General features: G+C 71.4%; 20 protein-coding genes and 1 tRNA gene. 7 read left to right on the top strand and 14 right to left on the bottom strand.

Annotated features, from left to right (window positions below; all coding sequences use genetic code 11):
• Positions 1 to 123: 123 nt before the first annotated feature.
• From ACFW6B_RS01335 to ACFW6B_RS01325, 3 genes are all read left to right on the top strand, one after another.
• Positions 124 to 828, top strand: coding sequence for a response regulator transcription factor (locus ACFW6B_RS01335; protein ID WP_386591210.1), 705 nt, complete (start codon positions 124 to 126; stop codon positions 826 to 828).
• Positions 825 to 2,198: an ATP-binding protein gene (locus tag ACFW6B_RS01330; protein ID WP_386591209.1), complete on the top strand. Its 1,374-nt coding sequence runs from the start codon at positions 825 to 827 to the stop codon at positions 2,196 to 2,198. Before ACFW6B_RS01335 ends, ACFW6B_RS01330 begins: the two co-directional genes overlap by 4 nt.
• A 279-nt stretch (positions 2,199 to 2,477) precedes the next feature.
• Positions 2,478 to 3,971 carry a cellulose binding domain-containing protein gene (locus ACFW6B_RS01325; protein ID WP_386591208.1) on the top strand — a complete coding sequence of 498 codons (1,494 nt, stop codon included), beginning with the start codon at positions 2,478 to 2,480 and terminating at the stop codon, positions 3,969 to 3,971.
• 148 nt (positions 3,972 to 4,119) lie between these two features.
• Here the strand turns inward: ACFW6B_RS01325 and ACFW6B_RS01320 are convergent, their stop codons facing one another.
• From ACFW6B_RS01320 to ACFW6B_RS01305, 4 genes are all read right to left on the bottom strand, one after another.
• Entirely contained in the window at positions 4,120 to 4,320 is a 201-nt protein-coding gene (locus ACFW6B_RS01320) for a DUF397 domain-containing protein (RefSeq protein WP_386591207.1), read from the bottom strand.
• 12 nt (positions 4,321 to 4,332) lie between these two features.
• Positions 4,333 to 5,007 (bottom strand): DUF5753 domain-containing protein, encoded by a 675-nt coding sequence (locus ACFW6B_RS01315; protein WP_386591206.1) that lies wholly within the window; start codon positions 5,005 to 5,007, stop codon positions 4,333 to 4,335.
• A complete protein-coding gene (locus ACFW6B_RS01310) occupies positions 4,955 to 6,589 on the bottom strand; it encodes an IS200/IS605 family accessory protein TnpB-related protein (RefSeq protein ID WP_386591205.1) in 1,635 nt (544 codons plus the stop codon). The genes ACFW6B_RS01315 and ACFW6B_RS01310 overlap by 53 nt, the downstream gene beginning before the upstream one ends.
• An 88-nt stretch (positions 6,590 to 6,677) precedes the next feature.
• Positions 6,678 to 9,128, bottom strand: a complete 2,451-nt coding sequence (locus ACFW6B_RS01305) for an MMPL family transporter (protein WP_386591204.1) — start codon at positions 9,126 to 9,128, stop codon at positions 6,678 to 6,680.
• A 140-nt stretch (positions 9,129 to 9,268) separates the two neighbouring features.
• On the opposite strand from ACFW6B_RS01305, the gene ACFW6B_RS01300 reads away from it, so the two are divergent.
• A complete protein-coding gene (locus tag ACFW6B_RS01300) occupies positions 9,269 to 10,111 on the top strand; it encodes a TetR/AcrR family transcriptional regulator (RefSeq protein ID WP_386591203.1) in 843 nt (280 codons plus the stop codon).
• A 93-nt stretch (positions 10,112 to 10,204) separates the two neighbouring features.
• Here ACFW6B_RS01300 and ACFW6B_RS01295 read toward each other — a convergent pair whose 3' ends face one another.
• The 4 genes from ACFW6B_RS01295 to ACFW6B_RS01280 all read right to left on the bottom strand — a co-directional run bounded on the left by ACFW6B_RS01295 (position 10,205) and on the right by ACFW6B_RS01280 (position 15,000).
• Complete coding sequence (locus tag ACFW6B_RS01295) at positions 10,205 to 11,635, bottom strand: GH1 family beta-glucosidase (RefSeq protein WP_386591202.1); 1,431 nt, start codon at positions 11,633 to 11,635, stop codon at positions 10,205 to 10,207.
• Positions 11,636 to 11,741: 106 nt separating this feature from the next.
• Positions 11,742 to 12,653, bottom strand: a complete 912-nt coding sequence (locus ACFW6B_RS01290) for a carbohydrate ABC transporter permease (protein ID WP_386591201.1) — start codon at positions 12,651 to 12,653, stop codon at positions 11,742 to 11,744.
• Entirely contained in the window at positions 12,650 to 13,678 is a 1,029-nt protein-coding gene (locus ACFW6B_RS01285) for a carbohydrate ABC transporter permease (protein WP_386591200.1), read from the bottom strand. Before ACFW6B_RS01285 ends, ACFW6B_RS01290 begins: the two co-directional genes overlap by 4 nt.
• Entirely contained in the window at positions 13,675 to 15,000 is a 1,326-nt protein-coding gene (locus ACFW6B_RS01280) for an extracellular solute-binding protein (RefSeq protein ID WP_386591199.1), read from the bottom strand. Before ACFW6B_RS01280 ends, ACFW6B_RS01285 begins: the two co-directional genes overlap by 4 nt.
• Positions 15,001 to 15,388: 388 nt before the next feature.
• On the opposite strand from ACFW6B_RS01280, the gene ACFW6B_RS01275 reads away from it, so the two are divergent.
• Positions 15,389 to 16,444 carry a LacI family DNA-binding transcriptional regulator gene (locus ACFW6B_RS01275; protein WP_386591198.1) on the top strand — a complete coding sequence of 352 codons (1,056 nt, stop codon included), beginning with the start codon at positions 15,389 to 15,391 and terminating at the stop codon, positions 16,442 to 16,444.
• Between the two features lie 268 nt (positions 16,445 to 16,712).
• On the opposite strand, the gene ACFW6B_RS01270 is transcribed toward ACFW6B_RS01275, so the two are convergent.
• The 3 genes from ACFW6B_RS01270 to ACFW6B_RS01260 all read right to left on the bottom strand — a co-directional run bounded on the left by ACFW6B_RS01270 (position 16,713) and on the right by ACFW6B_RS01260 (position 18,927).
• Positions 16,713 to 16,785 (bottom strand) — tRNA-His (locus ACFW6B_RS01270).
• A gap of 110 nt (positions 16,786 to 16,895) precedes the next feature.
• Complete coding sequence (gene orn / locus ACFW6B_RS01265; RefSeq protein WP_386591197.1) at positions 16,896 to 17,498, bottom strand: oligoribonuclease; 603 nt, start codon at positions 17,496 to 17,498, stop codon at positions 16,896 to 16,898.
• Positions 17,499 to 17,688: 190 nt separating this feature from the next.
• Positions 17,689 to 18,927 (bottom strand): helix-turn-helix domain-containing protein, encoded by a 1,239-nt coding sequence (locus ACFW6B_RS01260; RefSeq protein WP_386591196.1) that lies wholly within the window; start codon positions 18,925 to 18,927, stop codon positions 17,689 to 17,691.
• A 1,372-nt stretch (positions 18,928 to 20,299) separates the two neighbouring features.
• Here ACFW6B_RS01260 and ACFW6B_RS01255 point away from each other — a divergent pair.
• Both ACFW6B_RS01255 and ACFW6B_RS01250 read left to right on the top strand, forming a co-directional pair.
• Positions 20,300 to 20,827, top strand: coding sequence for a universal stress protein (locus tag ACFW6B_RS01255; protein ID WP_386591195.1), 528 nt, complete (start codon positions 20,300 to 20,302; stop codon positions 20,825 to 20,827).
• Between the two features lie 267 nt (positions 20,828 to 21,094).
• Positions 21,095 to 21,658, top strand: a complete 564-nt coding sequence (locus ACFW6B_RS01250) for a GPR1/FUN34/YaaH family transporter (protein ID WP_386591194.1) — start codon at positions 21,095 to 21,097, stop codon at positions 21,656 to 21,658.
• 166 nt (positions 21,659 to 21,824) lie between these two features.
• Here the strand turns inward: ACFW6B_RS01250 and glmS are convergent, their stop codons facing one another.
• The 3 genes from glmS to ACFW6B_RS01235 form a co-directional block, all read right to left on the bottom strand.
• Complete coding sequence (glmS, locus tag ACFW6B_RS01245) at positions 21,825 to 23,642, bottom strand: glutamine--fructose-6-phosphate transaminase (isomerizing) (protein WP_386591193.1); 1,818 nt, start codon at positions 23,640 to 23,642, stop codon at positions 21,825 to 21,827.
• Between the two features lie 14 nt (positions 23,643 to 23,656).
• Positions 23,657 to 23,914 carry a hypothetical protein gene (locus ACFW6B_RS01240; RefSeq protein ID WP_386591192.1) on the bottom strand — a complete coding sequence of 86 codons (258 nt, stop codon included), beginning with the start codon at positions 23,912 to 23,914 and terminating at the stop codon, positions 23,657 to 23,659.
• A 137-nt stretch (positions 23,915 to 24,051) separates the two neighbouring features.
• Positions 24,052 to 24,939 (bottom strand): DUF4429 domain-containing protein, encoded by an 888-nt coding sequence (locus tag ACFW6B_RS01235; protein ID WP_386591191.1) that lies wholly within the window; start codon positions 24,937 to 24,939, stop codon positions 24,052 to 24,054.
• Positions 24,940 to 25,083 lie beyond the last annotated feature (144 nt).

Below are 25,083 nucleotides of genomic sequence, written 5' to 3'. Positions count from 1 at the left end.
CTCACGACCCCGCCAAGATCCGGAATGTCCCCGGGGGAACGGGCCGGGATTGTCCACAAGTGCCTGGCGGGCGTTGTCCACAGGCATCGGACGGCATGGCCCCGATGGCGTACGGTGCGGCCCATGGCAAGTGTGCTCGTCGTCGAGGACGACCAGTTCGTACGCTCGGCGCTCATCCGGCATCTGACCGAGGCCGCGCACATCGTGCGCAGCGTCGGCACGGCCCTGGAAGCGCTGCGCGAGGTCGCCCATTTCTCCTTCGACGTCGTGATCCTCGATCTCGGACTGCCCGACCTGGACGGGTCCGAGGCGCTGAAGATGCTGCGCGGGATCACCGACGTCCCGGTGATCATCGCCACCGCGCGGGACGACGAGACGGAGATCGTCCGCCTGCTGAACGCCGGCGCGGACGACTACCTGACCAAGCCGTTCTCGGTCGAGCACCTGTCCGCGCGCATGGCGGCGGTGCTCCGCCGTTCGCGCACCACCGCGGGCGAGGCCCCCGTGCCGACGGTCATCCGCGTCGGCGGGCTCGCCATCGACCCGCTGCGCCGCCAGGCGGAGCTGGACGGCGTACGACTCGACCTCACCCGGCGCGAGTTCGACCTGCTCGCCTTCCTGGCCGGGCGCCCCGGAGTCGTCGTGCCGCGCAGGGAACTGCTCGCCGAGGTGTGGCAGCAGGCGTACGGCGACGACCAGACCATAGACGTCCACCTCTCCTGGCTGCGCCGGAAGCTGGGGGAGACGGCGGCGCGCCCGCGCTATCTGCACACCCTGCGGGGCGTCGGCGTGAAGCTGGAGCCGCCGAGGGCGGAGCGGCCGCTGTGAGGTGGGCACTGGTCAAGGTGTGCGTGGCGGTGACGACGATGGTCGTCGTCGCCTTCGCGGTCCCGCTCGGCCTGGTGATCAAGGAGATGGCGCGCGACCGGGCGTTCTCGAACGCCGAGCGGCAGGCCGCCGCCATCGCGCCCGCGCTCTCCATCACCACCGACCGGGACGAGCTGGAGCGCGTCGTCGCCTCGGCCGGCTCGGACGCGCAGATGGCCGTGCACATCCCCGCCGCCGACGGCAAGCCGGCGGTCGAGATCGGCAAGCGGCGCGCCGACGGCAAGGACATCGTCATGACCCGGCGGCTGGGCCGGGCCTCCACCGCGGAGGTGCCCGGCGGCTCCACGCTGCTCCAGCCCGTCGCGCTCAGTTCCGGCGTCGCGGTCATCGAGGTGTACGTGCCCGAGGCCGAGGTCAGCAACGGCGTCGGCACGGCCTGGGCGGTCCTCGCCGCGGTCGGCGTCGCCCTCGTCATCGGCTCCGTCGCGGTCGCCGACCGCCTCGGTGTGCGGATGGTGCAGCCCGCGCAGCGCCTCGCCGAGAGCGCGCACGAACTGGGCGAGGGGAAGCTGGGCTCCCGCGTGCCCGAGGAGGGGCCGACCGAACTGCGGCAGGCCGCCGTCGCCTTCAACTCCATGGCCGACCAGGTCGTCCAACTGCTGGCCAACGAGCGGGAGCTCGCCGCCGACCTCTCGCACCGGCTGCGCACACCGCTGACCGTGCTCCGCCTCAACGCCGCCTCGCTCGGCGACGGGCCGGCCGCCGACCAGACCCGGGCCGCCGTGGAGCAGCTGGAGCGCGAGGTCGACACGATCATCAGGACGGCCCGGGAGGCCAAGCCGCAGACAGCGGCGATCGGCGCCGGTGCCGGGTGCGACGCCTCCGAGGTCGTCCGTGAGCGCATGGACTTCTGGTCCGCGCTCGCCGAGGACGAGGGACGCAAGGTGCGGGTGGCCGGTGTGGAGCGGCCGTGCCGCATACCCGTGGCCCGCGCCGACCTCGCCGCAGCGCTCGACGCCCTCCTCGGCAACGTCTTCCGCCACACGCCCGAGGGCACGGCCTTCGCGGTCGACGTGCACAACGCCGAGGACGCCGTGATCGTCCTGGTGTCGGACGCGGGCCCCGGGATCGTGGATCCGGAGACGGCGATGGCGCGCGGACGGGGTTCGGGCAACGACGGGTCGACGGGCCTCGGCCTCGACATCGTGCGGCGGCTCGCGGAGTCGACGGGCGGGGACGTACGGATCGGGTCCTCCGTGCTGGGCGGAACCGAGGTGCGCATCTGGATCCAGCTCGACGGCAGGGCCCCGGTCCGCAGCGGCCACCGGGGCACCGTACGCCGCCGCAGACGCACCCCCGCCACCCGCTGACCCCGCCGGGCGGGCGCACCCGGCCGCCCGCCGACCCTGTCGGGAAGGCGGGCCGCGGCCACCTGCTGACCCTGCCGACGGGCGAGCCGCGGGCGGCGGACCGCCCGTATTGGTCTCGACCTTTAAAGCCTCCCGATGCCTTCCTTAAGCGGACCCTAAGTTCGTCAACCGCCGTCCGGATCAACCGGTTTGACCGATTCCGGATCGCTAGCGTGATGCCCGCACCCCCTGGGACGACCCCAGCGAACCCCCGTGATTCCGCGAAGGCAGGCACACGCGATGAGCAGCACGCACCGGCGCAAGGTCAGTGGCAGGAACAAGGCGATAGGCGGCATCGTCGCGGCGGCCGTCGCCGCCGGCGGCGCCATCGTGTTCGGCGGCGTCGCGAACGCCTCCAGCGTCGGCGCCGCGTACACCAGGACCAGCGAGTGGTCCACGGGGTACACCGCGCAGTACGTCGTCTCCAACGACACGGGCCAGCGCAAGCCGGACTGGAAGCTGGAGTTCGACCTGCCCTCGGGCTCCAAGCTCAGCTCCCTGTGGGACGCGACCTCGGCGGTGAGCGGACAGCACGTCACCGTGACACCCCCGGCCTGGGACAAGGACGGTCTGGCGGCCGGCGAGTCCGTCACCGTCGGCTTCGTCGTGAACGGCACCGCGAACCCGACGGGCTGCGTCATCGACGGCACCAAGTGCTCGGTGGACACCGGCGCGACCCCCGAGCCGAGCGGCCGCCCGACGCAGACCGCGACCCCCACGGCCACGCCCACCCCGACCGCGAGCGCCACGCAGACCGCGACCCCGAAGCCGACGGCCACGGCCACCGCCACCGCCACGGCCACCCCGACCCCCACGCAGACCTCGGGCGGCGGCAACACGACGACCGCCGGCTTCGCGCCCTACGTCGACACCTCCCTCTTCCCGGCCTTCGACCTGCTCAAGGCGGCCGACGCCACCGGCGTGAAGAACTACAACCTCGCCTTCGTCACCGACGGCGGCGGCTGCACGCCGAAGTGGGGCGGCGTGAGCGACCTCGCGAGCGACGCGGTCGCCGCGCAGATCGGCGCGCTGCGCGCCAAGGGCGGCGACGTCCGGGTCTCCTTCGGCGGGGCCTCCGGCTCGGAGCTGGCCACCACCTGCTCCTCGGCCGACGCGCTGGCGGCGGCGTACGGCAAGGCCGTGGACGCCTACAAGCTCACGAAGGTCGACTTCGACGTCGAGGGCGGCGCGTTGCCCAACACGGCGGCGAACACCAAGCGGGCGAAGGCCATCGCCAAGCTCCAGCAGCAGCACCCGGGCCTGGACGTCTCCTACACCCTGCCGGTCATGCCCCAGGGCCTCACCCAGGACGGCGTGAACCTGCTCGCCGACGCCAAGGCCAACGGCGTGAAGATCAACACCGTGAACATCATGGCGATGGACTACGGCCCGGCCTTCAGCGGTGACATGGGCGACCTCGCCGAGCAGGCCGCCACGGCCACCCAGGCGCAGATCAAGGGCGTCCTCGGCCTGTCCGACAGCGCCGCGTGGAAGACGGTCGCCATCACCCCGATGATCGGCGTCAACGACGTGGTCTCGGAGATCTTCAAGGTCGACGACGCCTCGCAGCTCGTGGCCTTCGCGAAGTCCAAGGGCATCGGCTGGCTCTCCATGTGGTCCGCCACCCGTGACAAGCAGTGCGCCGGCGGTGCCAAGAACGCCGCGGACGCGGTCTGCAGCTCCATCGTCCAGAGCGACGGCGCCTTCTCCAAGGCGTTCGCCGCTCTCAAGTAGCCACTGCGAAACGGGGGGTTGCCCGCCCCGGCCGGACCTCTCCACCCCCCACCCGGCCGGGGCGGCGCAGCCGGGCCATGACCAGGTCGTGGGCCCGGGCCGTGTCCGGAGAACACCTTCCGGACACGGCCCGGGCCCTTTCGCTTCCTCACCGCCGGGACGGCGTCCAGGAGTCGTCCTTGAGCACGAGCAGCAGACCGGCCAGGGCGTGGGGCGTGGAGGTGGCGACGTCGTCCGGCCGGTCGCTCTCCCGGAGGTGGATGTGGCCGGTCGCGGATGCCGCCAGTTCTATGCAGTTGCCTTCACCGCCCGTGCTGAACGAGGACTTCTGCCACGTGAGTCGGGACATCGCGGGTTCCTTTCACAGGGCGTACATGACGTGCTGGATCAGGCTCAGCGAGTCACGTGACGCGTGCGACTCCGGCGCCGACTCGGGGTCGACCGGCGCCAGCGCCAGCCTTGACAGCCGTTCGAGCATCTTGGCGTACCCGTTGAGGTGTTCCGCGTCCCGCAGGAAGAGCGAGTTGGTCGGGTGTTCCAGATAGACCGTGTCCAGTTCCGGTGCGTTGCTTCCGTGGAGGACGAACGACTGGGTGTGCGCCGAATAGATCCCGGCTTCGAACGGGTACACCTGTACGGACACATGGGGCAGCCGCGAGATCTCCATCAACCGCAGCAGTTGGCGACGCATGACGGCGGAGCCGCCCACCCGAGTGTGCAGCGCGGCCTCGTGGACGACGGCGCGATACGTCACCGGTGAGTCTCCGGTCAGCACGCGCTGCCGGGCCAGACGGAACTCGGTGTAGCGGTCGGCGCGTCGAGGATCGTCCTCGGTGGCTCCCAGTACCGCGCGGGCGTACTCCTCGGTCTGGAGCATTCCCGGGATCACCAGTGGCTCGTGAGTGCGGAGCACCGTCGACCGGGATTCGAGTTCCGCCAGGTCCCGGGCCGATCGTGTCGTTGAACCCGTCCCACCACCGTTCCTAATCAGTGAGCAGGAGTGGGTCTTGGACCCATGCCTGGTCACTGCGGACATCCCGAACGGTGTTGGGTGTCCTGGTCGCCCGCGTACTCGCCGCGTCCGGCGGCACGGATCGTGTCCGTGGTCCGGGGATGCGGGGGCGGGGTCCCTCACGCCCGGGGACACGCCGGTCGGCCTGGACGGTCCGATGCCCGTGCACATCGCTCTGGTGTGCACGGGGCGGTGCCGTCCTCCCCCAGACTTCGTCCGGGGGTACCCCCAGCCTGATCGGGTGCCCCAGGGCGCGTCTTCCGATGGCCACGGCGGCAGCGTCGTGGCGGGTGGTCTTCCTGGTGGTGCTGGTGAGGGGTTTCTGCCAGTGCTGGGCGCCCCACCTGCTGGTGTAGGCGGGGTCGACCGCCACCAGCGGAACACCGAGGTCGGCGGCCATGGACACCAGCCGGGCGCGCAGCCGGGCCACCGGCATGCCGGAGATCAGGCTGCGGAACTTCTTCTGGCGGCCGTGTTTCTCCCGGCTGGTCTCTGCGGTGAAGTCCAGGTCCTCGACCGCGATGGCCAGGCGGTGGCGTCGGGCCCAGTGCAGCAGCCGGGTCAGCGCGTGGCGTACCTGGGCATCACGGTGATCGGCAGTGCCGGACAGGTCGTAGGCGAAGCGGCGTGGGTTGCCGACCGGGTTGCCGTGTGCGTCCAGTCGCCAGGCGGCGAGGTGGTCGGCGTTGGTGTCGACACCGATCAGACCACCGGCCTGGACTGCGGCCAGCGGCACCACGGGGGCGGGCGGGAGGGTCCAGGAAGCGGTCAGGTACCAGCGCTGACGCTGGACGTCTTCGTGGATGCGATAGGCCACGGCCCGGTTCGCCTCGATGCGGTCGGCCCACTGCTCGCCCCGGTGCGCGAACGACACCCGCGCGCTGAGGACGTAGCGGCCGTGCGGGGCGTTGGCCAGGTGTGTGAGCGGTGCCGGGAGCCTGATGCTCACCTGGCCGTCGGGGCTGATGCGGATGGTCTCGTTGCCGTACTGCTTGCCGGACTCGCCGTCCGCCTGCAGGAACCGGCGCGACGCCTGCCACCGGGCCCGCCACACCTCCTCGGTGAGCTGTGCCTCTTGCAGGTGGTAGCGGGTGTTGAGCAGTCGTTTTCCGCCCCGTACCACCCGGACCCGCCCGGCCGCCCAGTCCGCCCGTGCCCGATCAAGCCGGCCCTCCAGCACCCGCAGCCGACGCGTCTTGGCATGCCACTCCCGCCGACTGCGGTAACCACCGGCCGCCCGTTTCGAACCCTTCTCCCCGAGAGGGAGGGACAGCCGGTGCCGGATCATCTCCACCCCGGCCTCCAACTGGCGGATATGCGCGTGTCGGCCGCGTCGGGCCAGTGCCCACAGGTCATGGGTGGCCTTCGTCAGCGATCCGGCCCACCGCGACGACGACAACCCGGTCAGCTCCCGCTTCCGCGCCGCCCACGACTCGTTGTCGTGCTCCAGCCCGGCCGCACATCGTGCCTTGAGGTCCCGAGCGGCGAGTGAACCGAGGTGATCGCCGACCAGCCGCAGCACCCTCTCGTCCTGGGCGGTCAGACCCTTGAGCCGGTCCCGGACCGCCACCCCCGAGGGGCCGGGCACCACGAACGACGCCCCCATCTCGCGTAATTTGCCCAACCCGCTCACCCCCAGCCCCGTCCGGCCCGAACGATCCGTCACCCCACCCAACGACCACCATCCAACGAGGTCACGCATTCGAGATAAGAACTCCCGTTTCCTCTACGAGTGAAGACCGCCGACACTCACTCACACATGCCAGAACACACTTACGCGCAGTCGACTGGTAACAGTTGCCATCCCCCGGCCCCGATGAGGAGGGGGCCGGGGGATACAGCTGATCTCCAGGGGCGCCGACGCCTGGGGTGTGTGCGGGCACGGGCCGGGGCGGGGCAAGGCGACCTGGTTCGAGCTGGGGCGGTCGGACCCCCGCGGGTGACCGTCCGGGGGCGGCGGCCGGCGCGTCCTCGGGGGGCGGGCCGTCGCTGAGGCCGAACCGGGCGTGCACCGAGCGCAGGGGCTTCGGCGCGTACCAGGCGGCGCCGCCCAGCAGCCGCATGGCGGCCGGGACCAGCACCCCTCGTACGGCCACCGCGTCGATCAGGATCGCCAGACCGCTGCCGAGGCCGAACATCTGGATGAAGCTGACGTGGGAGGTGCCGAAGGCGAAGAAGCTCACGGCGAGCAGTCCGGCGGCCATGGTCACGATCCGGCCGGTGTGCGAGAGCCCGCTCGTGACCGCGGTCCCGGTGTCGGCGCCCGCGTCGTGGAGTTCCTTGATGCGGCTGGTCACGAACACCTCGTAGTCCATGGACAGACCGAAGGCGATGCAGAACATCAGCACGGTCATCGAGGTGTCCATCGGCTGCGGCGTGAAGCCGAGCAGGGAGGACAGGTGACCGTCCTGGAAGATCCACACCATCACGCCGATGGCCGCGGTGAGACTGACGGCGTTCAGGACCAGGGCCCGCAGGGGCTGGACCACGCTGCCGGTGAAGAGGAACAGGATCACGAAGGTGCTGCCCGCCACCAGGGCGATCGCGGCCGGGAGCCGGTCGGCGATCGAGGACTTGGAGTCGACCAGCCGGGCGTCCGTGCCGCCGACCAGTGCCTCGGTCCCGCCGGGCGCGGGGACCGCCCGTACCGCCTCGACCAGGTCCTGGGCCTCGTCCGACTTGGGAGTGAGGCCGGTGACGACGGTGATCCGCTGGGCGTCGGGGCGGCCGAGCGCGGCGGCGCCGGGTCCGGGCGGAGCCGAGCGGCCGTCGGTGTGGACACCTGCGGAGGTCTCGACGCGGGCCGCGCCGTCGAGCCGCGACAGCGTGGTCGCGTACGCGCTCAGCTCGCCGCGTGACACCGGACCCGTGGTCACGATCTGCACCGCCGACTCGTCGCTGCCGGTGAAGCCGTGCTGTACGGCGGTGGCGACCTGCCGGCTCTGCGCGCTCTCGGGCAGGACCCGTTCGTCGGGTGTGCCGAAGACGACGCCGAGCAGCGGGGAGGCCGCGAGCAGCAGGACGGCCAGGACCGGCAGCGCGGTCAGGGCGGGCCTGCGCATCACCGTGCGGGACAGCCTGGCCCACAGCGGGGCCTCGGCGCTGCGTACCGTGCTCGCCCAGGGCAGACGGCCCTTGTTGATGCGGTGGCCCAGCAGGGCGAGCAGGGCCGGCATGACGAACAGCGCGCTCAGGGCGGCGACGGCCACCACGCCGATGCCCGCGTAGGCGAAGGAGCGCAGGAAGAACTGCGGGAAGACCAGCAGCGCGGCGAGCGCGGCGGCGACGGTCGCGGCGGAGAAGGTGATGGTGCGTCCGGCGGTGCGGACCGTGTGCCGCAGGGCGTCCGGGATCTCGGCCCCCTCCGCGAGGTGTTCGCGGAACCGGCTGATCATGAGCAGCGCGTAGTCGATGCCGAGGCCCAGCCCCAGCGCGGTGGTGAGGTTGATCGAGAACACCGACACGCTGGTGAGGCTGCCCAGGACGTAGAGCTCGGCGAAGGTGCCGACGATCGCGATCAGCCCGACGGCCAGCGGGAGCAGTGCCGCGACGACGCTGCCGAAGGCGATCACCAGCAGGACGAGGATCAGCGGTACGGCGATGGCCTCGGCCACCGCCAGGTCCTCGGCGACCTGGGTGGGCACCTCGTCGCCGACCGCGGCCTCGCCGCCGGCCCGCACGGTCAGTCCGCCGTGGTCACCCGTGTACCGGTCGATGATCACCGAGGCGTTGTCGCCCCGCTCGGTGTCGTCCCCTTTCACATGGGCCAGTACGAGGGCCTGCCTGCCGTCCCGGGAGGTCAGGGCGGAGGCACCGGTGTCCCAGTACGAGATCACGTTCGACAGGGCGGGTTCGTCCTTGAGCCGGGAGGTCAGGTCGCGCCCGGCTCGTTCGGCGGCGGGGGAGCCGACGGTCCCGCCGTCGTCGGGCCGGGCGAGCAGGACGAGGTTGCTCTCTCCGCCGAACTTCTGGTCGATGAGGGTCTGCGCGCGGGCCGAGGGCGCGCTCGGGTCCTCGAAGCCGCCGCTCTGGAGCTTGCCGAAGGCCCCGAGGCCGACGGCCGCCATGGCGACCACGGCCACCGCGGCGAGGGCGAGCAGAAGCCGGCTCCGATGGAGGGCCAGTTGTGCGATGCGGTCGAACACGATGATCGCCTCCGGATGTTTACGCCGTTAACATCGACGATGGCATAGGATGTTAACGGCGTCAACTTCGAAGGTGGCGGCAGGGACGGAAGGACGGACGGGGGTGCGGGCGGAACCGCCGGTTCGGGCAGGATGGAGTCATGGAATCGATCGCGGGCGGCAGAACGGACACCGGCGGTGACCCGTCGGTCGGGGGCGGCACCGACTCCTTTGGCGCGGACGCCGGTTCCGGTGCGGACATCGGCTCCGGTACGGACACCGGTTCCGCCGCGGACGCCGGTCCGAAGGCCGACGGCGGCGGCCGGGGGAAGGCGGGGACCCGTGGGCGGGCCGGCGCGGGCAGGGCGCGGTACCACCACGGCGATCTGCGCAACGCCCTGATCGAGGCCGCGGTCGAACTCGCCGCGGAGGGCGGCCCGGAGCGGGTCGTGCTACGGGAGGCCGCCCGCAGCGTCGGTGTGTCGCCCACCGCCGCCTACCGTCACTTCGAGGGGCAGGGCGAACTGCTCGAGGAGGTCAAGAGCCACGGCCAGCAGGCGCTCACCGCCTCGATGAAGGAGGCCGTACGCGCCCTGCCCGCGTCGGAGGACCCGGGCGAGGCGGCGGTGCGCAGGACCGAGGCCATCGGGCGCGGCTACGTCCGCTTCGCGATCGAGCACCCGGGCCTCTACCGCACCGCCTTCTGCCGCACCGCCGCGGCGGTCGAGCACGACTTCACCGGCATCGAGGCGCCCGGCGCCGGGGCCGAGTTCGCCGCGTTCAGGGAACTCTCCGACACCCTCGACGCCCTCGTCGCGACCGGCCGGATGCGGCCGGAGAACCGCCCCGCCGCCGAGGCCGCCGCCTGGTCGACCGTGCACGGCCTGTCCCTGCTCATCCTCGACGGCCCGCTGGCCCTCCTGCCCCCGGACCAGCGCGACGCGGTGGTGGAGCGGACCTTGACCACGATCGTCGCGGGGCTCGTCCGCCAGGACGTGCCCTAGCCGGCCCGGGGTGCCCGCGAACGTGACGGGGCGCGGCACCCCCCTCGGGTGCCGCGCCCCGTTCCCCGTGTCCCCCGTGTCCTCGGGTCCGCCCTACTCGGCGGGCGTCACCGGTGCCAGCGTTCCCGTGCGGGCCGCCTGGCCGTACCAGTGGGCACTCGACTTCGGGGTGCGGACCTGGGTCGCGTAGTCGACGTAGACCGCGCCGAAGCGCTTCTCGTAGCCGTAGGCCCACTCGAAGTTGTCCAGCAGGGACCACAGGAAGTAGCCGCGGACGTCCGCCCCGTCGGCGATCGCGCGGTGCACGGCGGACAGGTGGCCGTGCAGGTAGGCGACACGCTCGGGGTCGTGGACACGGCCGTCCGGGTCCGGCTTGTCGTCGTAGGCCGCGCCGTTCTCCGTGATGTACAGGGGCAGACCCGGAGCCTCACGGGTGTACCGCATGATCAGGTCGTGCAGCCCCTGCGGCTCGATCGTCCAGCCCATCTCCGTGCGCTCGCCCGGGGTCTGGTGGAACATGACGTCGTCCGCGCCCGGCCAGGGGGAGTGCGAGCTCGAGCCGTGACCGTCCGCGCGCGGGCCGTCGGTGGGGGCGGTGGCGGCCGACACCAGCGTCGGCGTGTAGTAGTTGAGGCCGAGGGCGTCCAGCGGCTGGTGGATCAGCGCGAGGTCGCCGTCCTGGACGTACGACCAGTCGGTGATCGACCGGGTCGCCGTGAACAGGCTCTGCGGGTAGGCGCCGTGCAGCATCGGGCCGTGGAAGACGCCGTTGGCCAGGTCGTCGATGCGCTGGACCGCGGCCAGGTCCGCCGGGTCCTGCGAGAGCGGCCGGATCGGGCAGGAGTTGAGGCTCACCGCCACCGAGTTGCGGGACGGCATCACGGAACGCAGCGCCGACGTGCCGAGCCCGTGCGCGAGGTTCAGGTGGTGGGCCGCGCGCAGCGCCGCCACCGGGTCCGTCCGGCCGGGGGCGTGCACACCGGAGCCGTAGCCCAGGAAGGCGCTGCACCAGGGCTCGTTCAGCGTGATCCACTGCTCGACGCGGTCGCCCAGCGCCTCGCCCACGATCTGCGCGTACTCCGCGAAGCGCAGCGCCGTCTCGCGCTCCGGCCAGCCGCCCGCGTCCTCCAGCTCCTGCGGCAGGTCCCAGTGGTAGAGGGTGACGGCCGGCTTGATGCCCTTCGACAGCAGCTCGTCGACCAGTCGGCGGTAGAAGTCCAGGCCGCGCTGGACGGCGGGGCCCCGGCCGGTGGGCTGCACCCGGGACCAGGAGACGGAGAAGCGGTACGCGCCGAGGCCGAGGTCCGCCATCATGGCCACGTCGTCGCGGTAGCGGTGGTAGTGGTCGACAGCGATGTCACCGTGTTCGCCGCCCGCCGTCTTGCCAGGGGTGTGGCTGAAGGTGTCCCAGATCGACGGCGTGCGGCCGTCCTCCCGTACCGCGCCCTCGATCTGGTAGGCGGAGGTAGCCGCACCCCAGAGGAAGGCCGGAGGAAAAGTCACGGGCGTTGCGGGCTCAGGCATGGAAGCGCTCCCAAGGGGGTCGTGAAGACCGACGAGTTGGAGATGGGGAAGGTGGAGGCGGGGCTGAGGGGCCGAGGCGGCGGTGGCCCGGCCCCCTGCGGGGCGGTCAGCCCTTGACCGCGCCCTGCATGATCCCGCCCACGATCTGCTTGCCGAACAGGAGGAAGGCGATGAGCAGCGGCAGCGTGCCGAGCAGCGCGCCCGCCATGATGACGGCCTGGTCGGGGATGTAGCCGGTGCCCAGCGAGTTGAGGGCGACCTGAACCGTCGGGTTCTGCTGGTTCAGGGCGATGATCGGCCACAGGAAGTCGTTCCAGGCCATCACGAACGTCAGCAGGCCGAGCACCGCCATGGCGGGGCGTGCCGCCGGGAAGACGACGTGCCACACCACGCGCAGACTGTTCGCGCCGTCCACCCGTGCCGCCTCGATGAGCTCGGAGGGCAGGGCCTGCACCAGGTACTGGCGCATGAAGAACGTGCCGAAGGCGCTCACCAGGGTGGGCAGGATGACCGTCTGGAGCTGGTTGGACCAGCCCAGGTCGCTCATCCACAGGTACAGCGGCACGACGGCGAGCTGCGGCGGGATCATCATCGTGCCGATGGTCAGCAGCAGCAGGAGCCCGGAGAACTTGAACTTCAGCTTGGCGAACGCGAACCCGGCGAGCGTGGAGAACACGACCGTGCCGATCGTGATGGTGCCGGCGACGATCGTGGAGTTGATCATCGCGGTGCCGAGTCCGGCCTGGTCCCAGGCGGCCTCCAGGTTCTTGAACAGGTTCCCGCCGAACCACAGCGGCGGCGGCGACTGCGCCAGCCGGGTGTTGTTGCGCGAGGCCGCGATGGCCGTCCAGACCAGCGGGGCGAGCGAGACCAGGGCGAAGAGGGCCAGGACTACGTAGGTGACCGGACCGGCGTGGAGCTGCTTGCCCGCGCCGAGCACCCGGCGGCGTCCGGGGTTCCGGCCGTCCGCGGCGGTCTTCGCCCGTTCCTGGTCAGGGGTCAGTTCGGTCGTGGTCATTGGGATTTCCTCAGCCATCGGGTGATCAGCAGGTTGACCGCGGCGATGATCAGCAGGATCAGGAACATCGTCCACGCGATCGCCGACGCCTTGCCGAGGTTGCCGATGCCCCAGCCCTGGTCGTACATGTACAGGCCGAGCGTCTGGTACTGGTGGGCGGAGCCGCCCTTCGAGCCGCTGACCCCGCCGAACAGGAGCGGTTCACCGAAGAGCTGGGTCGCGCCGATCGTGGACACGACCACCGTGAACAGGATCGTCGGCCGCAGCATGGGGATCGTCACGTGGCGGAACTGCTGCCAGCGGCCGGCGCCGTCGAGGGCGGCCGACTCGTACAGGTCCGTGGGGATCGCCTGCATCGCCGCGAGGTAGATCAGCGCGTTGTAGCCGGTCCAGCGCCAGATGACGATCGAGGAGACGGCGAACTGGCCGCCCCAGTCGGACTCGCGCCAGTTGATCGGGTCGACCCCGACGAAGTGCAGCAGCCAGTTGATCATGCCGCCGTCCCACGAGTACAGCAGCGTGAAGACGAGCGTCGCCGCCGCCACCGAGGTGGCGTACGGGGTGAGCATCACGACCCGCCACACGGTCGAGCCGCGGAGCCGGTAGTTGAGCAGGTGGGCGATCCCGAGCGCCATGAGCAGCTGGGGAACCGTGGAGATCACACCGATGGTGAAGGTGTTCCCCAGGGCGTTCCAGAAGAACTCCGAGGACAGCAGGTTCTTGTAGTTGTCCAGACCCACCCAGGTCTGGTGGTCGAGCCCGGAGAGCTGCACATTGTGCAGCGAGTACCAGGCGGTGTAGAGCAGCGGTACGAGCCCGAAGGCCCCGAAGATGATGAAGAAGGGGGCGATGAATGCGTACGGGGACGCCTTCATGTCCCAGCGGTACAGCCGGCTGCGCCAGGAACCCGGGTCCTGCGGCGGCGTACCGCGACCCTGAGCGCCCCGGGCCGCGCCCGGCTGGGAGCCGGGCGCGGCGTCGGCGCTCGTCGCGGGATGCGCGAGAGCCTGCTTGGAGCTGGTCACTGGCCGAGCACGTCCTTGATCTCTGCCTTCGCCGCGCTCCAGCCCTGGGCGGGGGACTTGCCCTTCTGCTCGACCTGGAGGATGCCGACGTCGGTCAGAGCGGTGTTGATCGGCTGGTCCTTGGTGCCGAAGTACTGGACCGGGATGGTGTTCGCCGAGTCGCCGAAGATCTGCGTGATCGGCGCGTTCGAGAAGTACTCCGTGGTGGCGGCGGCCGGCTTCAGGCTCGAGTAGGCCGACGGGGTCGACGGGAAGCTGGCCTGCTTGGCGAAGACCTTCGCCTGCTGCTCGGGGGCGGTCAGCCACTTCGCCAGCGCGACGGCCTCCTTCTGGTGCTTGCCCGCCACCGGGACACCGATGAACGAACCGCCCCAGTTGGCCGCGGTCGGCGCGGCCGCCACGTCCCACTTGCCCTTGCCCGCGTCACCGGACTTCTCCTGGATGTAGCCCATCATCCAGGCGGGGCAGGCCACGGTCGCGAACGAGCCCTTGGCGTAGCCCTGGTCCCACGTCGGGTCGAACTGCTTCAGCTTCGCCGACATGTCGCTGGTCGCCACGGCCATCGCGGCGCTCCAGGCCTGCTTCACGCCCTTGGACTTGTCCCAGATGACGTTGCCGTCCTTGTCGTAGTACCGCTCGCTGCCGCCGCCGAGGGCCGCGTTGTACACCGAGGAGGCGGAGTCCACGAACTTGGTGCCGCTGGGCGCCTTCTTCATGTAGTCCTTGCCGACGGCGACGTACTTGGACCAGTCGCCCTTCCACTGCGCGGCGAGCTTGGTGCGGTCGGTCTCCAGACCGGCCTTCTCGAAGAGGTCCTTGCGGTAGCAGATCGCCATGGGACCGATGTCGGTGCCGAGCCCGATCGTCTTGCCGTCCTTGGTGGTGGCCTGGGAGGTCTTCCAGTCCAGCCACTGCGACTTGTCGACCTCCTTGCCGAGGTCGACGAACTTGTCGGCCTGGGTCTGGACGGCCTCGGCGACGTTGCCGACCTCGATCGCCTGGATGTCGTCGGTGCCGGAGCCGGCCTGCAGACGGGTGAGCGTCTTGGGCCAGTAGACGTCGGTGCGGGTGGTGACGTTCTCCTTGATGGAGATCTCGGGGTGGAGCTTCGTGTACTCGTCGTAGAGGCCGGCCTGCTTGTATCCGAAGACGCCGAAGGTGCCTATGGTCAGGGTCGTCTTGCCCTTGCCGCTGCCACCGTCGTTCGCGTCGGACGAGCCGTCGTCCGGGTCGCTCGAACAGCCGGCCAGCAGTCCCGTTGCCAGCGCGGCGACGACCGCGATGGCCCCCAGCCTGCGGGACCGGCGGGTACTCGTGCGCATTGCGTCCTCCTGTTGCCTGACGTGCCGACCCCCCGGCCAACTGCATTGGTGGCGCCCGTTGTTTCTCGCTGCGGCTCGGGCGGGGAACGTGCGGGATGTGTATGTGTCAGGTACTGTGGGAGCGCTCCCACAGGTGATGTGTTGAAGAGTCGCCGGTCCGGGCGGGGGTGTCAAGGGTGTGAACGCGGAGAGATGCGTTCAGTTATCGGCCCGTTAGCTGAAGATGTCATTCCGCCACATGGCCGGAAGCGTCTCATGGTCCGTCCGTCGTCCCGGGGGCGGCCGTCCGCGAGATGGCGCCTCCCGGGCTGCGGCCGAGTGGCGCGAGTCCCGCCGGGCGGGGCTGTTAGATTCCAGGCCAGATCGGTGTCGACGGGAGGCGGAAGCCATGGCAGTCCACGGAGCGCGGGGCCGTAGCGGTGGGCGGCCGACCCTCGAAGAGGTGGCCGCGCGTGCGGGAGTGGGCCGTGGCACGGTCTCCCGGGTGATCAACGGCTCGCCGCGGGTCAGTGACGCGACCAGGGCCGCGGTCGAGGCGGCGGTCGCGGAGCTCGGCTATGTCCCGAACACGGCGGCCCGCGCCCTCGCGGCCAACCGCACGGACGCGATCGCCCTGGTCGTCCCCGAACCGGAGACGCGTTTCTTCGCGGAACCGTACTTCTCGGACATGCTGCGCGGTGTCGGTGCCGAACTCTCCGAGACCGAGATGCAGTTGCTGTTGATATTCGCGGGCAGCGACCGGGAGCGGCAGCGCCTGGCCCAGTACCTGGCGGCGCACCGCGTCGACGGTGTCCTGCTGGTCTCCGTGCACGCCGACGACCCGCTCCCCGACCTGCTCTCCCAGCTGGAGATCCCGGCCGTGATCAGCGGCCGGCGCTCGGCGGAGGAGACGCTTCCCTCGGTGGACTCCGACAACTACGGCGGCGGGCGCGCGGCCGTGGAGCACCTCGTCTCGCGCGGCCGCACCAGGATCGGCCACCTCGCGGGCCGGATGGACGTCTACGGCGCCCAGCGGCGCGTCGACGGCTACCGCCAGGGCCTGCGGGACGCGGGCCGCGAGGTGGACGAGCGGCTGATCGTCCCCGGCGACTTCACCGAGGAAGGGGGGCGGCGGGCGATGACCCTGCTCCTCGAGCGCTTCCCCGACCTCGACGCGGTGTTCGCCGGCTCCGACGTCATGGCCGCGGGCGCCCGCCAGGTGCTGCGCGAGAGCGGCCGGCGCATCCCGGACGACGTGGCGCTCATCGGGTACGACGACTCCGCCATAGCCCGTCACATGGATCCGCCCCTGACCAGCGTCCGCCAGCCCATCGAGGAGATGGGCCGGGCCATGATCGACCTCCTGCTCGGCGAGATCGCGGACCGCCGCCCCGTGGCCTCCCGCGGGCTGGAGAGGCGGCAGCTCGTGCTGCCCGCGGAACTGGTGGTGCGGGACTCGTCCTGAGGCCCGCACGGGCCGGTCCCCGTTCCGGACGACGAGCCCGCCCCGCCCCGCCCCGGCGCACCGGGGCGGGCTTCGTCGTTCCGGGGCCTCGGGGCCCCGGGGCGGCGGTGGAGGCGGGGGTTCCGCGACGGCGTGCGGCGCTCCGGGGCGGCGTCCCGGTCGGTTTCGGTGCCGTGGCGTCCGGGACGGGGCCGGGAGGAAGCCGGAACGGGGCCGGGAACGCGATCAGCCGGTGACCTTTTCGCAAGGTCACCGGCTGATCGATCAGGGTGAGTGACGGGACTTGAACCCGCGGCCACCTGGACCACAACCAGGTGCTCTACCAACTGAGCTACACCCACCATGTCCGGTCTTCGAGTTTTTCTCTGACCGGCCGAGAAAAAGTGTACAGGGTCCCGAGGGGTGCTCGTGCACACCTTTTTCCGGGGCCCGCCGGGGCCCCGTCAAAGGCCTATTCGATGGGCAGGACGTGCTTGGCCGCGATGGAGCGGGCGGTGTCCGAGTCGGGGCCGGGCTGCGGGACGAAGATCGCCTCGCGGTAGTAGCGGAGCTCGGCGATGGACTCGCGGATGTCGGCCAGGGCCCGGTGGTTGCCGTTCTTCTCCGGGCTGTTGAAGTACGCCCGGGGATACCAGCGGCGGGCCAGCTCCTTGACGGAGGACACGTCCACGATGCGGTAGTGGAGGTAGTCCTCCAGCGTCGGCATGTCGCGCAGCAGGAAACCGCGGTCCGTCCCGACGGAGTTCCCGCAGAGCGGCGCCTTGCCCGGCTCCTTGACGTGTTCACGTACATAGGAGAGGACCTGCTCCTCGGCGTCCGCCAGGGTCGTCCCCCCGGCGAGCTCCTCCAGCAGGCCGGAGGCCGTGTGCATCTGGCGCACCACGTCCGGCATCGTCTCCAGGGCCGCGTCCGGCGGGCGGATCACGATGTCCACCCCTTCGCCGAGCACGTTCAGCTCAGAGTCCGTGACCAGCGCGGCCACTTCGATGAGCGCGTCATCCGACAGCGAGAGTCCTGTCATCTCGCAGTCGATCCACACCATGCGATCGTTCATGTGTCTCACCCTACGGCCCGTCCCCTCCGGTCAACCCTCCCGTGCGTCCCGCCGTGACGGTGGATCGCGCCGGGCACGGGACCGCGCGCGAAGGGGCCCGCACCCGAAGGTGCGGGCCCCGCGCGTCCTGCCGCCGACGGACCGCGGCGCGCCACCTGCCGGCGGGCCACGGCGTCCTGCGGCCGGCGGACTACGGCGCGCTGCGCTGGCCCGGCAGGCTCGGCCTGCCCGCGGTGTACAGCTCCGCGCGCTCGCGCAGGGCCTCCGCGGAGAGCGACGCCGCCGCGCCCAGGCCGGCCGCCGCGGTGCGGCGGGTCTGCATCGGGACCGGGCCCGAGTGCTCCTGGTGCAGTGACGGCGGCGGTCCGACCGGACCCGTCGGGCCGTCCGCGTCCGCGGACCGGTCGGCCTGCGGCCTGCGGGCGCGGTACGCCGCCCGGTACGCGGCCGGGGACGAGCCGAGCTGGCGCCGGAAGTGGCCCCGCAGCGCGACCGGCGAACGGAAGCCGCAGCGGCCCGCGACCTCGTCGACCGAGTAGTCGGACGTCTCCAGGAGACGCTGCGCCTGCAGGACGCGCTGGGTGATCAGCCACTGCAGGGGAGCGCTTCCGGTGAGCGAGCGGAACCGGCGGTCGAAGGTGCGGCGGCTCATGTAGGCGCGAGCCGCCAGCGTCTCGACGTCGAACTGCTCGTGGAGGTGCTCCAGCGCCCAGGCGACGACCTCCGCGAGGGGGTCGGCGCCGATCTCCTCCGGCAGTGACCGGTCGAGATAGCGCTCCTGGCCTCCGCTGCGACGCGGCGGGACCACCAGACGCCGGGCGAGTGCGCCGGCCGCCTCGTTGCCGTGGTCCGTCCGCACGATGTGGAGACAGAGATCGATTCCGGCCGCCGTGCCCGCCGACGTCAGTACGTCGCCGTCGTCCACGAAGAGCTCGCGGGGGTCGACGTGCACCGACGGATAGCGCTTGGCCAGCGTCGGCGCGTACATCCAGTGGGTGGTCGCCGGACGGCCGTCCAGTAAACCGGCCGCGGCGAGCACGAAGGCGCCGGTGCACAGCCCGACTATGCGGGCGCCTTCCTCGTGGGCCCGGCGCAGTGCGTCGAGCGCCTCCTCCGGTGGCGGCGAGGTGATCGACCGCCAGGCGGGCACGACGACCGTGCCTGCCCTGGAGATCGCTTCCAGGCCGTGTGGTGCGGTGAGTTCCAGGCCCCCTGTGGTCCGCAGCGGGCCGTCCTCGCCGGCGCACACCAGAAGGCGGTAGCGCGGCACGCCGGCGTCCTGGCGGTCAATCCCGAACACCGACAGCGGAATGGAACTCTCGAAAATGGGGCCGCCGCTGAACAGCAGCACCGCGACGATCTCCTTGCGGCGTCGCCCGGACAGTTTCCGGGCCGCGGTTTCCGGCGCGGCAGTGGAGTCGTGGCTCATCCTGCTAAGCCCCCCTCGGTGGTCGCGGCTCCTCGGTTGTGTCGCTCCTGCACGTTTCCCCTCGGTCCTGCACGAGTCCCCCGCCGTAAGACAAGATCGAATCTACTGCGTCCTGTGGCGCCGAGGTGACCAGTTCGATACTCCGCAGAATGTCGACATGGCAACTTGGCGTGAAGCATTCGATCACGAAGCGTTGCACTCGTGGGCGCCGCAGGGAAGTGCGCCTTCCGGCAGTGGCCAATCCACGTAGGGTGCGCGAGCCCTCCGTACCCCTTTAGGTGCAGGTCGAACGGGGGTTGAGGGGTCGTTCGAGCAAGGGATGCGCCACTGCCGGAAGTTGGCTGAAAACAAACGTAGGTGTACGCGCAAACCGGTCAGTCGACCGGCTAGTTCCCCCGGGTGTGACGTGCGCCTCGGTGAACTCCCGTGCCGTTGCCGCCCCATGGGCCGACCCACGGCCCCGCTCCGCTCCCGCGCCCCGTGACCCCCGCGCTCCCCGCGCGCCCCGGACCGGTCCTCCCGTGCCGTCCGTGCCGCCGCGGGGCGCGCCGACGTGCGCGCGAGCGTGACGTGCCCCGCCGTTCACCGGCCTGCCGTACCGCCTCCCGTTCGGACCGGCGCAGCAGGATCACACAGGCTCCCGTCCCGGCCGCGAGACCGAGGGCCGTACCGGCCGCGCGGGCGAGCGGGGCGCCGTACCAGAGGAGGACCACCGGGACCAGGACGCAGCAGAAGGCCGCCCAGCGGACCACCTCGCCCACCGGGTCCGTCGCGCGGGGCGTGCGAACCGGAGCGTGTTCCCGATCGCGATCCGGGGCGCGCTCCGGGCGGTGGCGCGGGCGCCGGGGAGGGGGCGCGGCGCGCCGGTGGGACGGAGGGCGCGGCGGAGCGGGGTGCGGCACCGGGTCCGGGCGCGTGCCGCTCCCCGAGGCTCCGGTGTCCTTCGTGCTCTCCACGTTCTCCGCGCTCTCCGTGCTCTTCACGGGGTGTGATCTCCATGGCGTGCCTTCTCCGCGGCGGCTGCGACCGGTTCAACGCGCGTTCGACCCGCCGGTCACTGCCCGGCGGGTGGGGTGCGCGTCCGGAAGGGGGCCGCCCGGTCTCCTCCGGGGAGGGGGTTCCCCGTCGTCGGCGGCCGGTGCAAATTCACGGGAGGCCGTGCGCAAACCACCTGTACATGGCAGCAACCATTGCGTTACGGGCACCCTCTCGTGCATGCTCCCTGGAACGCCGCGCGAGGCGCGCGGGATCTGGGCAGAGGAGGCGTGCCGCCGTACCCTTGGGGGTATGGGGTTGGGAAGATGTTTCCCAGACACAGAGCTCTGCCGTTCGTTGTCGTCCCCACCACGAGGATCCAGACGCCGAGACACCCATGGCCGGTCACGAATTCTTCGATCCCGCGGACCGCAAGCGCCCGCTCGCCGATCCCACGGCGGCCGAGCCCCTGGCGGCGGAAGAACCCCGCCAGTCCTGCGATCCCGCCTTCAAGCACGGCGTCGTCGTCGGTTTCGACGGTTCGACGTCCAGCGAGCGCGCCCTCGCCTACGCGATCGGGATGGCCCACCGTTCGAGCTCGGGCCTGATCATCGTCCATGTGGCCAACCGGCTGCCCACCACGGTGTGGGCGGGCTGCGAGCCGCCCGTCTTCGTCGACGTCCCCGACCACCGCACCGAGGTGCTGGGGCTCGAACTCGCCTGCGCCGACTACCTCTCCGAGGTGCCCTGGATCCTGGTCGAGCGCGGCGGCGACATCTGCCACGAACTCGAGGAAGTGGGCCGGGAGTACGAGGCGGACGCGATAGTCGTGGGCTCCACGCACGGCATCGTCGGGCGCATCTTCGGCTCCGTCGCGGGACGCCTCGCCAAGCGCGCCAAGCGCCCCGTCATCGTCATTCCCTGACGCCCGTCCCTGACGCCCGCCCTCGACGCCCCGCCCCGTCGCTCCCGGACCCTCCTCCCTGACGCCCCGCCCCCGTCGCTCCCCGGCGCCTCCTCCCCGTCCTCGCCCCCTCGTCCGGGGCCGGCTCCTCCCGCTCTCCGTGCGGTGCGTGAACCTACCCGCGCGTAGAGGTGTTTGTGCCTTTGTGAAGGGCATATAGGGGACGCCGGTCCCGAGCGGCGGCCGGTACGGCGCAGTACCACCGCACAGGCATGAAGGGAGCCCGCCGTGGACAACGACGTCTCCGCGGGAAGCACCACCACGGTCATAGGAAGACTCGCGCTCGGCGTGACCCTGCTGGCCTTCGGCCTCGGGCACACCGACCTGATCGACGGGGTGACGGCGGCTGACGCCGTGTCACTGGCCCACTACGTAGGCGGCGTCGCGCTCTTCGTCGCCGGTCTGCTCGCCCTGCGCGACCGTGACACGGCCGACGGCACGGCCTTCACGGCACTCGGCGCCCTCTGGTTCACCTGGGCCGTCTCGGCAGGCGGTCAGGTCTCCGACAACGCGGCGGGACTCTTCCTGCTGCTCTTCGCGCTCGTCGTGCTCCCGCTCGCCCTCGCGGGCGGGGACGCCCTGGGCCGGGGCGCCCACGGACTGTTCTTCGTCTCCCTGCTGCTTCTCGCCGTCGGACGCTTCGCGGACAGCGCCGGCCCGGTCAAGGCCGGCGGCTGGTTCGCCGTCGCGGCCGGCGCGGTCGTCTGGTACGCGGCGACCGCCGCCCTCGCCCACTGGCCCACCGCACTTCCGCGACGCGCCGCCGGCCGGGGGGTGACGGCCACCGGCTGACCCCGGCGCGGGCCGGGGTATTGGGCGGCTCCGGCCCCTCGAAGAGCGGTCCCCGTGCGCGGGTGGTGCGCACGGGGACCGCTCATGTCGTCAGGCCGCCGGCGAGGGACGTGCCGGGCGGCGGGCGGGGCCGGCGAACCGCCGTCCGGCCCCGCGGGGGTGTCTGCTACTCGACGGTGACCGACTTGGCGAGGTTGCGCGGCTTGTCGATGTCCCGGCCGAGCGTCAGCGCCGTGTGGTATGCGAGGAGCTGGAGCGGGATGCCCATCAGGATCGGGTCGAGCTCGTCCTCGTTCTTCGGGACGACGATCGTCTGGTCGGCCTTCTCCTGGTGCTGGTGCGCGACGGCGAGGATCTGGCCGCTGCGGGCCTTGATCTCCTCCAGGGCGGCGCGGTTCTTCTCCAGCAGGTCGTCGTCGGGGACGATCGCGACGGTCGGGAGCGCCGGCTCGATGAGCGCCAGCGGACCGTGCTTGAGCTCCGAGGCCGGGTACGCCTCGGCGTGGATGTACGAGACCTCCTTGAGCTTCAGGGAGGCCTCACGGGCCACCGGGTAGCCCCGGACGCGGCCGATGAAGAGCATCGAGCGGGCCTCGGCGTACTGCTCGGCCAGCTTCTTGATCTCGTCCTCCTGCTCCAGGATCTCGGCGATCTGGGCGGGGAGCCTGCGCAGGCCCTCGATGATCCGCTTGCCGTCGCGGACCGACAGGTCGCGGGTGCGGCCGAGGTGCAGGGCGAGCAGGGCGAAGGCGACGGTGGTGTTGGTGAAGCACTTCGTCGAGACGACGCAGACCTCGGGGCCGGCGTGCACGTACATGCCGCCGTCCGCCTCGCGGGCGATCGCCGAGCCGACGACGTTGACCACGCCGAGCACCCGCGCGCCCTTGCGCTTCAGCTCCTGCACGGCGGCCAGCACGTCGTAGGTCTCACCGGACTGGGAGACCGCGATGTAGAGGGTGTCGGGGTCGACGACCGCGTTGCGGTAGCGGAACTCGGAGGCCGGCTCGGCGTCGGCGGGGATGCGGGCCAGCTCCTCGATCATCTGGGCGCCGATCATGCCCGCGTGGTACGAGGTGCCGCAGCCGAGGATCTTCACGCGGCGCACGGCGCGCGCGTCGCGGGCGTCCAGGTTCAGGCCGCCGAGGTGGACCGTGGAGAACCGGTCGTCGATCCGGCCGCGCAGCACGCGGTCCACGGCCTCGACCTGCTCGTGGATCTCCTTGTGCATGTACGTGTCGTGGCCGCCCATGTCGTAGGAGGCGGCCTCCCACTCGACGGTGGTCGGCTCGGAGGTCGTCCGGGTGCCCTCGGTGGTGTACGTCCGGAAGTCGTCGGCCTTGAGGGTGGCCATCTCGCCGTCGTCCAGCGTGACGATCTGGCGGGTGTGGGTGACCAGGGCGGCGATGTCCGAGGCGACGAACATCTCCTTCTCGCCGATGCCGAGCACGACGGGGGAGCCGTTGCGCGCCACCACGATGCGGTCGGGGAAGTCGGCGTGCATCACCGCGATGCCGTAGGTGCCCTCGATGACCCGCAGCGCCTCGCGGACCTTGTCCTCCAGCTTCTCGTGCTGGGAGCGGGCGATCAGGTGGGTGAGGACCTCGGTGTCGGTCTCGGAGAGGAACTCGACGCCGTCCGCTTCCAGCTTCTTGCGCAGGTCGGAGGCGTTGTCGATGATGCCGTTGTGGACGACCGCGACCTTGGAGTCGGCGGACATGTGGGGGTGCGCGTTCACGTCGGAGGGGGCGCCGTGCGTGGCCCAGCGGGTGTGGGCGATGCCCGTGGTGCCGGCGAAGCGCTTGGGGACCTTCGCCTCCAGGTCGCGGACGCGGCCCTTCGCCTTGACCATCTTCAGGCCGGCCGACTTCGGGGAGGTCACGACTATGCCCGCCGAGTCGTAGCCGCGGTACTCCAGGCGCTGGAGGCCTTCGAGGAGCAGCGGGGTCACGTCACGCCTGCCGATGTATCCGACGATTCCGCACATACAGGTAGATTCCCTCAGCCGTAAACGATGCGGCGCAGCTGCCTGAGCGTGAACTCCGGAGGCGCGACCGCGCGATATCTCAGGTCCGCCTCGATCCGTTCGAAGATCGACGCGTTCACCAGGCCCTGGGCCTGGAGCTCGCGGTGGCGGCGGCGGACGAACTCCTGGGCCGTCTCGTCGAAGTAGGCGAGAACGTCCTGGACCACCCGCAGCGCCTCACCCCGGTTCAGGGGTGTCGACCGCGTCAAATGATCAACGAGTTCGTCGTGCACCCGTTGATCCTGGAGTACGGGAGGGGCATTCGCAAGATTTCTGCCCGATATCGGGCAGGCCCTTGCCGGAGCTCTCCAGGTGTGCTGTTCGCGGGCCGCCCGTCCCGCGTCGCTCCGGCCGCCCGGTCCGTCCGCCGCTACAGGCGCTTGAGGACCGCCTGCTTGGCCAGGGTGAACTCCTCGTCCGTCAGCACGCCCTCCCTGTGCAGCTCGCCCAGTTCGCGCAGCCTGCGCAGGAGGACGTCGTGGTCGGTGTCCCCGGCCCCCGGTGCGAGGGCCGCCGGCTCCCCGTCCGGCGCCCTCTCGGGCCGGTCGTCCCCGGCCGCGGCCGGGTGCGGCAGCCTCACCTGTACGGCCGCCGCGACCAGCGCCATCAGGGGGTCCCGCTTGAAGCCCCACAGCTCCACGGAGTTGGGGTCGTACTTGGGCGGCGCCTTGGTGTCGGCGCCGCGCACGGTGAAGCGCAGGCAGCCGTTCTCCAGCCCGGCCGAGGGCCGCCACTCGACGGCCGTGATGTCGCCGAGGGCGAGGGTGCGGGTGCCCGCCGTGGCCTTCGCCTCCTCCGTCTTCCAGTTCCACTCCAGGCGTACGCGCTCGCCGTCGAAGCTCGCCGTGCCGTCACCCGCGGACGCGGACAGCGGGACCGCGGGGCCGGGCAGCAGATAGCCGTCGACCGGGCCGGAGGGGACCTGGTCGAGGAGCAGCGCGCTCCGCACCTCGTCCACGAAGTACTCGGCGACGCCGAGACGGTCGGCCTCCACCGTGAGCTGGTACGGGTCGTTCGGCTCGGTGAGCTTGCCGCCGGTCGCCTGGAGCAGCGGGTCGGCGCCGTCGCGCAGCCGGAGCCTGAGCCGTCCGGCCTTCCTGCCCTGTTCCAGCGAGACGCCCGCCAGCGCGCCCAGCGGTACGGTGATCTCGCCGAGTGTCCGGCGCAGCAGAGCGACGTTCTTGTCCCGTCCCGGGGTCAGCCGAAGAGTGTCGCCGTCGAAGATCCACGTGCCGTCCCGCTGGATTATTTCCGCCATGGGGACGATTCTTCCATCGCGTCCGGGACGGCATGGTCTAGACCAATAGGGCGTGGGGGCCCGGGGGGGCGGGCCCGGGGGCCCCGGCGGGGGGGGGGGGGCGGGGGGGGCGGGGGGGGGGAACCCGCGCAAGGGGGGGACGGG

It is taken from the genome of Streptomyces sp. NPDC058751 (genome assembly GCF_042746485.1).
In the GTDB taxonomy this organism is placed as follows: domain Bacteria; phylum Actinomycetota; class Actinomycetes; order Streptomycetales; family Streptomycetaceae; genus Streptomyces.
The sequence above is the reverse complement of the archived record's forward strand: the minus strand, read 5'-3'. Positions and strand labels throughout refer to the sequence as shown.